11 protein-coding genes are annotated in these 12,297 nt (G+C 72.4%); 9 read left to right on the top strand and 2 right to left on the bottom strand.

The window, feature by feature from the left end:
* The first annotated feature begins 170 nt into the window (after nt 1-170).
* From ACFRKB_RS09010 to abc-f, 9 genes are all read left to right on the top strand, one after another.
* Nucleotides 171-1,301, top strand: coding sequence for a hypothetical protein (locus ACFRKB_RS09010; protein WP_383104477.1), 1,131 nt, complete (start codon nt 171-173; stop codon nt 1,299-1,301).
* Nucleotides 1,302-1,373: 72 nt separating this feature from the next.
* The gene (gene msrA / locus ACFRKB_RS09005) at nt 1,374-2,030 is read left to right on the top strand and encodes a peptide-methionine (S)-S-oxide reductase MsrA (protein WP_383104475.1); all 657 of its coding nucleotides are present in this window, start codon (nt 1,374-1,376) and stop codon (nt 2,028-2,030) included.
* Nucleotides 2,031-2,122: 92 nt separating this feature from the next.
* Nucleotides 2,123-2,947: a hypothetical protein gene (locus ACFRKB_RS09000; RefSeq protein ID WP_383104473.1), complete on the top strand. Its 825-nt coding sequence runs from the start codon at nt 2,123-2,125 to the stop codon at nt 2,945-2,947.
* 66 nt (nt 2,948-3,013) lie between these two features.
* Nucleotides 3,014-3,586 carry an RNA polymerase sigma factor gene (locus ACFRKB_RS08995; protein ID WP_383104471.1) on the top strand — a complete coding sequence of 191 codons (573 nt, stop codon included), beginning with the start codon at nt 3,014-3,016 and terminating at the stop codon, nt 3,584-3,586.
* Nucleotides 3,583-4,464: a zf-HC2 domain-containing protein gene (locus ACFRKB_RS08990; RefSeq protein ID WP_383104470.1), complete on the top strand. Its 882-nt coding sequence runs from the start codon at nt 3,583-3,585 to the stop codon at nt 4,462-4,464. The genes ACFRKB_RS08995 and ACFRKB_RS08990 overlap by 4 nt, the downstream gene beginning before the upstream one ends.
* A 60-nt stretch (nt 4,465-4,524) precedes the next feature.
* Entirely contained in the window at nt 4,525-5,337 is an 813-nt protein-coding gene (locus ACFRKB_RS08985; RefSeq protein WP_383104469.1) for an ABC transporter ATP-binding protein, read from the top strand.
* Nucleotides 5,334-6,764, top strand: a complete 1,431-nt coding sequence (locus tag ACFRKB_RS08980; RefSeq protein WP_383104467.1) for a hypothetical protein — start codon at nt 5,334-5,336, stop codon at nt 6,762-6,764. The genes ACFRKB_RS08985 and ACFRKB_RS08980 overlap by 4 nt, the downstream gene beginning before the upstream one ends.
* Before the next feature lie 226 nt (nt 6,765-6,990).
* Nucleotides 6,991-8,409, top strand: a complete 1,419-nt coding sequence (locus tag ACFRKB_RS08975) for a ParB/Srx family N-terminal domain-containing protein (protein ID WP_383104465.1) — start codon at nt 6,991-6,993, stop codon at nt 8,407-8,409.
* Nucleotides 8,410-8,555: 146 nt separating this feature from the next.
* On the top strand, nt 8,556-10,163 hold the full coding sequence (gene abc-f / locus ACFRKB_RS08970) for a ribosomal protection-like ABC-F family protein (RefSeq protein ID WP_383104463.1): 1,608 nt from the start codon (nt 8,556-8,558) through the stop codon (nt 10,161-10,163).
* 292 nt (nt 10,164-10,455) lie between these two features.
* Here abc-f and ACFRKB_RS08965 read toward each other — a convergent pair whose 3' ends face one another.
* Entirely contained in the window at nt 10,456-11,445 is a 990-nt protein-coding gene (locus tag ACFRKB_RS08965; RefSeq protein WP_383104462.1) for a GNAT family N-acetyltransferase, read from the bottom strand.
* Between the two features lie 129 nt (nt 11,446-11,574).
* Nucleotides 11,575-12,258 (bottom strand): ABC transporter ATP-binding protein, encoded by a 684-nt coding sequence (locus ACFRKB_RS08960; protein WP_383104460.1) that lies wholly within the window; start codon nt 12,256-12,258, stop codon nt 11,575-11,577.
* Nucleotides 12,259-12,297 lie beyond the last annotated feature (39 nt).

Here is a 12,297-nt window from a genome sequence, read left to right as displayed (position 1 = left end):
TTCCTCACCGCGCTTCGCGCGAGCTGCGACGCTTTACGTCCGGACACGCACCTCCTCCGACCCCGACCCCCTCCCCCCGGTGGGCCCGGCGACTCACCGCCCGGCTCGGGGTTGGGGGCGAGTGCAGCCCGGGCGGGTAGCGGGGTTTGGGGATCCGGGACAATGGGGCCATGGAGATTCTCTGGTTCCTGATCGCGATGGGTCTGCTGGCCGCGGTCATCGTTCCGTACGTACGGCGCCGCAGGGGCGGTATCCGCCAGGTCGCCCCCGGGTCGCCCGATGCCGCCGATCCGGCCGCGTACGGCTTCGTACGGCAGGAGGCGCTGGACGTCCGGCTGCCGGGGCCCGATCAGGACCTCCTCGACGTACTCGATGTCGTACAGCGCACCCAGGACTGGCGGGCCGCCGCGCAGCTGCTCGCGGGCACCGCCAAGGAGGGCGAGGTGCGCTGGCAGCGCGTGCAGGCGTTCGCCGGGGCGGCCTCGCTGGAGCTCCAGGCGTCGGCGGGCGCGCCCGGCGAGGACGGGCAGCGGCCCGCGGGCGGGGCATGGCTGCGGGCCTGGCGCGCGGAGTCGCCGAAGGACGCGGGCGGGGCGGCGGTGCACGCGGAGTTCCTGGTGCAGCAGGCGTGGCGGTCCTCGGCGGCCGGGACCGATGAGTTCCGGATCATCCTGGAGGAGGCCCGTACGGTGTGCGGCGAGGCGGCGCTGCTGGCGCCCGGTGACCCCGTGCCGTACATCATCGAACTGGCCGTGGCCCGTGGACTCGGTTACTCGCCCGAGCAGTTCGACCAGCTCTGGGCGAAGGTGATCGACCGCGCTCCGGCGCACATGGGGGCGCATCTGGCGGCGCTGCACTACAAGTGCGAGAAGTGGCACGGCTCCCGTGACGAGGCCGACTGGTTCGCGACCGCGGCGGCGGCGCGCGCGCCGGGGGGCTCGCTGCTGGCGGCGCTGCCGCTGTTCGCGGTGTACGAGCACCTTCCCGAGGTCAATCTGGTGCAGGGCTTCTACCGGAGCGCGGTGGTCACGAAGGCGGTGGAGGGCGCGCTCTTCGCGGTCCACGCGGCCCGGCATGACGACCCCATGCTCCCGCACGTACGCCATCTGCTGGTCCTCTTCCTCGTACGGTCCGAGCGGTGGGCGGAGGCGATGAACCAGCTGGTACGGGTCGACGGCCATGTCGGGGCGCTGCCCTGGACGCACGACGGCGACCCGGCGGCGGAGTACACGGTGTACCGGGCGCTGGCGGTGGCGGGGTACGAGGCGAACGGCGGCAGCCCGGCGACGCTGCCGCGCTGACCCCCGGGCCCCCGGAATGTCCGGGCCCCCTCGTACGTTCTTTTGGGCAGGACCCCAGATCTGAGGAGAGCCATGTTCCTGCGCCGCACCCCCGAGCTCCCCACCCCCGAGCAGGCCCTGCGCGGCCGCCCGGAGCCGACGTTCGCGGTCCCCTCCCGCCACACGGTCCTCGGCAACCCCCTGCTGGGCCCGTACCCGGAGGGTCTGGAGATCGCCGACTTCGGCCTGGGCTGTTTCTGGGGCGCGGAGCGTACGTTCTGGCAGAAGAAAGGCGTCTGGACCACTCTGGTCGGCTACCAGGGCGGCTCCACGCCGAACCCCACCTACGAAGAGGTCTGCTCCGGCCTGACGGGCCACACGGAGGCGGTCCGGGTCGTCTACGACCCCAAGGTCGTCTCGTACGCCGACCTGCTGAAGCTCTTCTGGGAGTCCCACAACCCGACCCAGGGCTTCCGCCAGGGCAACGACGTCGGCACCCAGTACCGCTCGGCGATCTACCCGCACACCCCGGCCCAGTCCGAGGCCGCGGAATCCTCCCGCGCGGCCTACCAGAAGGTCCTGACGGGCAACGGCTACGGCACGATCACCACGGAAATCCTCCCGGCGGAAGGCCGTCCCTTCTATCCGGCGGAGCCCGAACACCAGCAGTACCTGGACAAGAACCCGGCAGGCTACTGCGGCCTCGGCGGCACGGGCGTCTCCTGCCCGATCGGCGTGGCCTCGGCCTAGACGAGCTGTCCGGCGGAGACCGGCGCGCCGCGCCAATCGCCGCCGGAACACGCCCACTTCACGCCCCCCATCCCGCCGGATAGCTTGAGCCCATGTGCGTCTCGATGGACCAGGCGGAGTTCTCAGGCACCACCCTGTACGCCGGGCGGCTGCATCACGCGGCGCACGGGCTGATTCATGTCCTCGGGTACCAGAACACGGCGGTCAATCTCGCCGTCGGGCCCAACGCCATGCTGCTGCATCTGCCCGCGCGGCAGATGTCCCGGGAGAACTTCATCTCGGCGGGACGCAGTCCGGATGTGCTCAGCCGGATGGTCGACGCCGTACGGCCGGTTCCCGCGGCGGCGTGGGGCGGGATGGCGTGGATGGGGTGGGATTCCGGGGAGCGGGTCGAGGTCTTCGATCACGACATCTACACCGTGCTGCTCGCCAGCGATCCGACGCTCCTCGAATCCGCCCTGATACAGGTGCCGTTACGCAAACGGCCGCGCCTCAATCCGCTCCTGCTGGAGTTCTACGCCGCCCACTACCCCGGCCATTCCATCGCCGTGTGCTGCTTCGACAACGCCGAGGCCGAGCAGGCGAAGCCGCTGCTGATGTGGTACCAGCCGACGGCCCCCGACCGGCTGACGCTGCCCGCGCTGGACTGTCATACGGGCGAGCCGCCCGATCTCGACGCCGATGTGCCCGTGGACCACTGGGTGTTGTTCGGCACCGACGAGGCGCCGGAGGGCTGGGGGGAGACCGTGGACTATCCGCCCGGGTTGCGCCACAAGCTGCGGCAGTATCTGCCGGACACCGTCATGGGGTCCTATTTCGGCGACCGTTCCCTCCCCAACGGCGACTTCGCCATCACGCACGACGATCTGCTCGCCGGGGACCTGGACCGCATACACCGGCTCCGGCCCCGCGCCTGAGTCAGGGATGTGACACAGGGCACACCGAAGGGAAAACCTGACGGCGGACCCGCACGTCTAGCCGGTGTGAGATCCAGCGGGAAGACACCAGCGGAGCTTGACGAGGAGAGGCTCGTCAAGCTCGTCGCCAAGGGCGACCGCGCCGCGTTCGAGGAGCTCTACCGGCGCACGGCGCCGTGGCTGGCGGTGCGGTTGCGGCGGCGGTGTGCCGATGAGCAGATCGTCGCCGAGGTCATGCAGGAGACGTATCTGGCGGTATGGCGCGCCGCGGGCGCGTTCGCGGGGGCCGCGGTCGGCGGTACCGCCGTCGGGTGGCTGTGGACGATCGCGGCGCGCCGGCTCGTCGACGCCTTCCGCCGGCGCGCGCACCAGGCCCGGCTGCCCGCCGCCGTGACCGCCGACGCCACCATGCCGGCCGTCGCGCCCGCCGCCGAGGACGAGGCGCTGGCGACGGCGGTCGGCGGGGAGGTCGGCGACGCGCTGCGGCGGCTCGCGCCCGAACTGCGCGACGTACTGCGGGCCATGGTGCTCGACGGGATGTCCGTACGGGAGACCTCCGTACTGCTCGGGGTGCCGGAAGGAACCGTCAAGACCCGGGCGCGGCGGGCACGGAGAGCGATGCGGGAGGCGCTGTCATGAGTGCGAAGGACCACGTGGAACACCCCTCGGATCGGCTCATCGGCCGGTACGCGCGAGGCGATACGGAAGATACGGATGGTGCGGAAGCCGACCAGGGGGGCACCCGCACCGGCACCCGCACCCGCATCGCGCACGACGAAGTGTGGGCGCTCGAAGCCCATCTGGAGTCCTGCGCACGGTGCCGCGCCCGCCTCGCCGCCGCCACCCGCCACACCACCCCGGCCGTGACCGCGCTCGTCGACGGCGTCTGGGACGGGCTGGCACCACAGCTCCCGGCCCTCGCGCCGGTGCCACGGCGCCGCCGCTGGGCGCCGCCGCTCTCGGCCTGGGCCTCACCGGTGATGGTGCCGTGGCTGTGCATGACCGTCCTCGTCACCCTGATCGCCGTGATCCTGGACAGCCTGAGCGGCCGGGCGTTCTCCTTCGTCCTGCTGCTGGCCCCCGTACTGCCCGTGTTCGGTGTCGTCGCCTCCTGGGCGCGCGGCCTCGATCCGGCGTACGAGGTCATCGCGGGCACCCCGCGCGCCGGGCTCCAACTGGTGCTCCGGCGCACGACATCCGTACTCGTCGTGGTGATCTCCGCGCTGCTGGTGGCCGGCTGGGTGACCGGTACCGCCGTCGCGCAGTGGCTGCTGCCCTGTCTGGCGTTCACCACCGGCGCGCTCGCGCTCGGCGGGCTGATCGGCGTGACCCGGGCCGCGATCGGGCTGGTGGCGGCCTGGGCCGCGGTGATCGTGGCGCCGACGGTGGCCGTGGGCCGTATGCCCGTCGCCCTCCAGGCGGACGCCCTGCCCGTATGGGGCGCCGCCTTCGCGCTCGGCGTGGTGGTCGTGATCGCCCGCAAAGGCGCGTACACCCTCCTCGGCTTCCGCCGCTGACACGGCTGAGACCGCCGCACATACGCGAAAGGACCCTTCCATGACCGATGTGGTGACGACATGACGCGCGGTGTGACCGCCGCCGAAGTGGCGCCGAAGACCTACGCCTGGGAGATCCGGGCCGAAGGGCTGCGGGTACGGGCCGGCGCCCGGAGGATGGCCGTCAACGGCCTCGATCTGAACCTCGGTACCGGAGTCCACGGCCTGCTCGGGCCCAACGGCGCCGGCAAGACCACCCTCATCCGCGCGCTCGCCACCGTCCTCCGGCCCGCCGGGGGCAGCCTCGAACTGCTCGGCACCCCCGCCGGCACACAGACCGGCGGCCGGCGGGAGCTGCGCCGCCGTATCGGCTATCTGCCGCAGGAGTTCGGGTACTACCGGCGCTTCACCGTCCGCGAGTTCGTCGAGTACATGGCGTGGCTGAAGGAGATGCCCCGCCAGGAGATCCCCGGGGCCGTCCAGCGGGCGGTGGAGCGCGTGGGGCTCGCGGACCGCGCCGACGACCGGATGAAGACCCTCTCCGGCGGCATGGTGCGGCGCGCGGGGATCGCGCAGGCGATCGTCAACGATCCGCGGATCCTGCTGCTCGACGAGCCGACGGCCGGGCTCGACCCGGCGCAGCGGCTGCGCTTCCGCGAACTGCTGCACCAACTCGGCACGGACAGCTGCGTGGTCGTCTCCACGCATCTGGTCGAGGACGTCGCGGCGGCCTGTACGGACGTGGTGCTCATCGCGGACGGCGCGCTGGTGTTCCGGGGCACCCCGGACCAGCTCGCCGGCGCGGGCGGCGCCGAACACCCGGGCGACAGCCCCATCGAGCGTGGTTACGCGGCGCTGCTCATGCGCTCCGAGCCGGGAGGGGACACGTGGTGAGCCAGGAAGCCCCCGTACCTCAGGTACGCGCGCCTCGCGGAGGCCGGATCCTGCGGATCGAACTCCGGCGCTCGGCCGCCCCGTTGGCGGGCGTCCTGCTCCTGCTCGTCACGCTCGCCTTCCTCCGGCTGGGCGGCGGACCGTGGTCGCAGGGCGCCGAGGGCTGGACGCGGCAGTGGACCTCCACCGCCTGGTGGGAACGGTTCGCGATGGTGTTCATGTGGCCCCTGGCGGTGGCCGCCGGGGCCGTGCACGGGATACGCGACCGGCGCTCCGGTACGTCCGAACTCCTCGCGACGACACCGCGCCCCGGATGGCACCGCGCCGTCACGGCCGCCGGTGCGTTCGCGCTCACGCTGAGCGCCGCGTACGCGCTGGTGTTCCTCTACGGCGGGGTGCGGGTGCTCGCCAACGACGGTTACGCCGATCTCGGCTGGCTGCCGATCCTGGCGGTCGGGGCGCTGGCGCAGGTCGCGGGGGCGCTGCTGGGCATGGGCGTCGCCAGGACCGTACCCTCCGCGCTGACTCCGCCGGTGCTCGCGCTGGGGTCCCTGACGGCCGTGGTGGCCGTGCACGAGACGGTCACCCCCGACATGGTGCCGAACCGCATCATGCTGCTCTCACCCGCGCTCTCCCAGGTGTACAGCGCGTTCCTGACCGTCACCTGGCGCGTCCACGCCGGACAGACCGTCTGGCTGCTCGGGCTGGCGGCCACCGGCTTCCTCCTGCTCGTGGCCCGCGCGCCGCGCGCCCGGCTGCTCGCGCTGCTGCCCGTGGCGCTGGGCGCGGCCGTCGCGGTACCGCTCCTGCCGGCCGATTCCGCGCGTAACTACGCGCTCGACAAGGCGGCGACGGCGCTGGTGTGCGAGGGCCGCGTCTGCGTGACGAAGCTGCACGAACCCCGGCTGGCTGCGCTCAAGGGACCCGGCGAGGAGGCCCTGCGGCTGCTGGGACGGCTGCCAGGCCCTCCGTCGGCGGTACGCGAGAGCGTCGATCCGTGGCCCAGGGACAGCGAGGTGTCCCGGCCCTCCGGAGTCGTACCCGTCGACTTCGATGCCCAGGGCCTCGACGGCGCGACGAAGGACGAGTACATCCGCGCCCTGGTGGCGGGCGCCGGGACGGCACCGTGTCTCGACGCGGACTTGAGCGGCGCGACCAAGGAGCAACGGCAGGCGTACGACGAGACCAAGGTCGTCCGCGAGCTGGCCGCGCGGACGGTGGCCGCCGGCTGGTTCACCGGTGAACTGAAGCCCCTGCGCGGTACCGCCTCGCTGCGCGCCGACGCCGGCGAACTGGCCGGACCCGCCTGGGACGCGCTGCGCGCCCTGCCGCCGGACGTACAGCGCGAGCGGATCACGGCCCTGCGGACGGCCGCGCTCTCCTGCGAGGGCGACCTGCTGGACGTACTGAAGGACGGCGCTCGGTGAGACGGTGAGACGGCGGGCGGGATGACGGCGACACCGGGCCCCGTACCGCACCACAGCACCGCACGAGCCGGACAACTCCCCGTCCCGACGCGACCGTTCACCCGGCCGCCACCCTCCCGACGGCCGAAAGCCACCGGCCGGTGCCCGGAGAGGTGAGTGGATATGCGCGACCCACCGCGCCTCCCGCCGGGGGCGCGGTCCCGCGACCACACCAACTGGAGACCGTATGACCGGCTCAGCCCGTACGCAGCACCGGCCTGACAGCCCTCGCCCCGCACGGGCCGCCAGGCGCCCCGGCGGCGCGGCGCGCGGTCTGGCCGCCGGACTGGCCGCGGGAGCACTCGCGTTGGGCGGTGTCGTCGCGGGCGGCTCCCCCGCCGGCGCGGCCCCGACGGGTACGACCGGAGCCAAGGGCGCCGCGCTCCAGGCCGAGGCCGGTGACCTCCTCGATGTCACGCTCGACCAACTGCGCCCCACCCAGCCCTCCGTGGGCTTCGACCAGATCTACTACAAGCTCGGCCGCTACGGCAGCGCCAAGGACGAGCAGAACGGCGACTTCAACAAGCGGTTCGACGACTGGTGCGAGACCAACGGCCAGGAGCAGGCGGCCACGGTGTCGCCGGACGCCAGGCTCACCGACCCCTCCAGCTTCACCTGCACCGTCCCGGTCGGCCAGGAGACGGACGAGACGCGCGCCGCGATGAAGACGGTCGTCATCGGCCCCGGCGGCGAGCTGTATCTCACCGACGGACACCACACCCTGACGTCCTTCCTGGAGACGCCCGACGGCGGCCCGAAGATGCACATCCGGCTGCGCGTCACCGGCAATCTGAGCGCTCTGTCGCCCGCCGCCTTCTGGCAGGCCATGCAGGAGAAGAAGTGGGTCTGGCTGCGCGACGCGAACAACAGCCCCATCACCACGGACCAGCTCCCCCAGCGCCTCGGTCTGGCCCGCTTCCAGGACGACCGCTACCGCAGCCTCGTCTACTTCACGCGCGACATCGGCTACCAGGCCCCCGCCGACGCGGCGGAGTACCTGGAGTTCCTGTGGGGCACCTGGCTGCGCGAGCGCGTGAACCTCGACTCGTACGACCTCGACTCCCCCGCCTCCTACCTGACCGCGATCCGCGCCGCCTCCGAGGCCATGTCGGGCACGGCCGGTGACACCGTCATCGCCGACGGCCGCACCGCCGACGAGCTGGGCCGGATGCCGGAGTGGAACGCCGGGAAGAAGCCCACCGGCGGCGAGTTCGGCAAGCTGAGCGCCCCGATCTCCGACCCGAAGCCCGGCAAGCTCGCGTACGCGCTGGACTTCCGCGGCCGGATCCCGGCCAGCCCCGCCTGCACCAAGACGCTGACCGGCGAGCACACCGGCCCGCTGGTCGTCTCCTCGGGCGTCCTCTGCCTGAACGGCACGCGGCAGACCGGCCCCGTCGTGGTCGCCGCGGGCGCGAGCCTGGTGGTGAAGGGCGCGGACATCACCGGGCCCGTCCAGGCGGTCGGCGCCCACACCGTGCAGCTCTGCGGCACCTCGCTGACCGGCCCCCTCTCCATCGTCAACACCGAGCAGCGGCTGACCCTGTCGGGCACCGGCTGCACCCCGAACACCCTCAGCGGACCGCTCCAGCTGGTCGGCAACGCCTGAGACACGAAATCCCCTGGGCCGCGCCGAAAGGCGCGGCTACAGTGGACGGCATGTTCAAGCACTACTTCTTCCTGTGATTCCGGACCCGCTCCCCAGGTCCGACACTGCTCAGCCCTGCACAAGGGCGTGACAATCCAGGAAGAAGCATGCGCGAACGCGCCCAATTGGCGATGAAAGACGTGTCCAAGGCGTACGGCGACCGGTCGGTTCTCGACCAGGTGTCACTGACCGTACGGCCCGGCGAGAAGGCCGGAGTCATCGGGGAGAACGGCTCCGGCAAGTCGACGCTGCTGCGGCTGCTGGCCGGGGCCGAACGGCCCGACGACGGTGAGATCACCGTCCGTTTCCCCGGCGGCGTCGGCCATCTCGCCCAGACCCTCGCCCTCGATCCCGGCCACACCGTCCAGGACGCCGTGGACGCGGCCCTGGCCGAACTGCGCGCGCTGGAGCGCCGGATCGCGGCGGCCGAAGCGGCACTCGGCGAGGCCGGTCCGGACGAACTGGCCGCCTACGGGGAGCTGTTGGCGGCGTACGAAGAACGCGACGGCTACCGCGCCGATGCCCGCGTCGACGCCGCGCTCCATGGCCTCGGGCTCGCCCGGGTGGCCCGGGACCGTACCCTCGGCTCCCTCTCCGGCGGCGAGCAGTCCCGGCTGGCACTGGCCTGCGTCCTGGCGCCCGCGCCCGAACTGCTGCTGCTCGACGAGCCCACCAACCATCTCGACCTCCGCGCGAGCACCTGGCTGGAGGACCAGCTCAGGGCGCATCGCGGGACGGTACTGGCCGTCACCCACGACCGGGCGTTCCTGGAACGGATCGCCACGACGATCCTGGAGGTCGACCGGGACACCCGCGCGGTGACCCGGTACGGCGACGGCTGGCACGGCTACCGGACGGCGAAGGCGGCGGCCCGGCGCCGCTGGGAGCAGGACCATCTGGAGTATCTGGCCGAACTGGCCCGTACGGAGGAGCTGGTCACGGCGGCCGGCCAACGGCTCGCGGCCACCGGCAAGGACCCGCGCCAGGGCTTCGGCAAGCACCGCCGCTCGCACGAGGCGAAGCTGTCCGGGCAGGTCAGGGCGGCGCGGCAGCGGCTGTGGCGGCTCAGGGAGAACCCCGTGCCCGCGCCGCCCCAGCCGCTGCGATTCACGGCGACGCCCTTGTCCGGCGGCGGGGACGGGGTGATCGCCGAGCTGGACGACGTGCTGGTCGGCGACCGGCTGGCGGTGCCCGGGCTCCGGGTGAAGGCGGGCGAACGGCTGCTGGTGACCGGCCCCAACGGCGCGGGCAAGACCACGCTGCTCCGGGTCCTGGCCGGTGAACTGCCCCCGGACAGCGGCACGGTGCGCCACTCCGGCCGGATCGGCTACCTTCCCCAGGACCTGCCCGCCGTCCCGTCCCGGCTCCCCCTGCTCCACGCGTTCGCGTCGGGCCGTCCCGGGCCGCCCGACGAATACGCGGACGAGCTGCTGAACCTCGGACTGTTCCGGCCGGACGACCTCGGCGTACCGGTCGCGTCGCTCTCGGTCGGCCAGCGGCGCAGGCTGGACCTGGCCCGGCTGGTGACGCGCCCCGCCGATCTGCTGATCCTCGACGAACCGACGAACCATGTGGCGCTGAGCCTGGTGGAGGAGCTGGAGGAGGCGCTGAGGGTGTACGAGGGGGCGGTGGTGGTGGTCTCCCACGACCGCGGGTTCCGGGACCGGTTCATGGGCGGGCGCCTGGAACTGCGGGCGGGTGTCGTGGTGGGCTGACGTATCCGACCGGCTGAGCGTCTGGGGCCGCGCACGGCCGCGTGGGACGTGGCAGGAGGGGGTCGGGGTCGTAGGAGGTGCGTGTCCGGACACTAAAGCGTGATTTGTGGCGCGCGTCCGCCCGCATCCTGACTGTGGCCCAGTACGCGCCGTAAATCATGCCGTCCGGACATGTACCTCCGGAGGCCCCGGCCCCCGGCACCCCCGCGCACCCGCAGACGAAAACCGGCCCCAGCCAAACGCACCCGCAGACGAAAACCGCCCGGCCCCAGCCAAACGCACCCGCGCAACGTCAGAGCTTCGCCTGGAAAACCCCCGCCGGCCTCTCCCGCCTGTACCCCAGCGCCTCATTCATCGCCAGCATCGACTCGTTGTCGTCGGACACGGTGGTACGGATCTCCCGTACACCCGGATGCAGTTCACTCAGCCGCCCCAGCAAATGCCGTTTGACCGCGAGCCCCAGACCCCGCCCCCGGTGCGTCGGCACGACCACTGTGTCGTACTGGAGCGCGCGGGTGTCCGACGGCGCGGTCAGGACGAGTTCGGTGTAGGCCACGACGGCGTCGTCCCGCCCGGTGTCGAGGACGGCCGAGGTGAGGACGACCCCGCCGCGCTGTTCGATCAGCCGGGCCGCGGTCCGTACGCGCTCCACGTCCCAGCTCGGGGTGGGTTCGTCCAGCTGTCTGCTCGGCCCCGACACGTCACGTCTGGCGTCATGCGCGCGGGCGAACGCCTCGGCCGTCCCGTCGGGCACGACGCCCGACCAGCCCGCGAAGCGCAGCCCCTCGGGCAGGACCGGTGGCGGGATCTCCTCCAGCGCCCGGTCGACGCGCTGCACGTACCAGCCGAGCCGCAGCACGTTCGTGAAGCCCAGGCTGTCGACGAACGCCTCGCCCGCGCCGCCGAGTTCGAGGACGGTCGAGACCGAGGAGCGCCCCTGGGCGGCGAGTTCGGCGCGGATCGCCGTCCAGAGCGTCGCGCCGATGCCGCGCCGGCGGGCGTCGGGGCGTACCACCAGGGCGTCCAGGAAGGCCGTGTGCCGGTTGGTCTCGTCGGTGAACAGCAGCAGCGAGGCGACGCCCTCGTACGTGCCGTCCTGCCCCACCGCCGCGAGATGAACGTTTCGCCCGCTCACCGGCGGGACCCGCAGTTTTCCCGCCGTCTCCGTCCTGCTCGGCTCCGGCGCGGAGGCCGGCAGATCGCGGACATGGGCCGCGCTGATCACCGCGTGCCAGGCGGTTGTCTCGGCGTCCGAGGGCGGGCTTCCCAGAGTGATCAGCATGGGTCGAACCTACGCGTACGAGGATGGCGACGCCCCCGGGTTACCGGAGACGTCCGGGCGGAACCGGGCCGTACGTCGACGCCCGGATGTCGGCGCCGGTACGGCCCGGCGAACGCGCCGCTCGCGGACTCAGGCCGCGGCGTTCTCGGTGATCGTGACCCGTCCCTTGCGGATCGTGGCGAGCCGTGGAGCGCGGCGGGCGATCGAGCTGTCGTGAGTGACCATGATGAAGGTCAGACCGTGCTCTTTCCAGAGGCCCTCCAGCAGCTCCATGATCTCGTCACGCATGGACTCGTCGAGATTTCCCGTGGGTTCATCGGCGAGCAGCACCTTCGGCCGCTTGACAAGGGCGCGGGCGATCGCGACGCGCTGCTGCTGGCCGCCGGAGAGTTCGCCGGGCACATGGCCGAGCCGTTCGCCGAGGCCGACGGAACCGAGCGCCTCCGCTGCGCGTTCGCGCCGGGCCGCACCCTTGAGGCCGAGCGGCACCAGAGCGGTTTCGACGTTCTCCTGCGCGGTCAGCGTGGGGATGAGGTTGAAGCTCTGGAAGACGAAGCCGATGCTCTCCGCCCGTACCTTGGTGAGCCGGGACTCGGGCAGCTGGGCCAGGTCCACCCCGTCGAATTCGACGCTGCCCCGCGTCGGCCGGTCGAGGCCGCCGAGCATCTGGAGAAGCGTGGACTTTCCGCCGCCGGTCGGGCCCTGGATGACGAGCCGGCCGCCGTCCTCGATGGTCAGATCGACGCCGGCGAGCGCGTCGACGGTCTTCTTGCCGCGCGAGTAGCGCTTGGTGACGCCTCTGAGCTGGTACACGTTCAACTCCTGCTGTACGGAATCCTGTTGGCGGGGGTT

Source organism: Streptomyces scopuliridis, from assembly GCF_042790125.1.
GTDB lineage: Bacteria > Actinomycetota > Actinomycetes > Streptomycetales > Streptomycetaceae > Streptomyces > Streptomyces scopuliridis_A.
The sequence above is the reverse complement of the archived record's forward strand: the minus strand, read 5'-3'. Positions and strand labels throughout refer to the sequence as shown.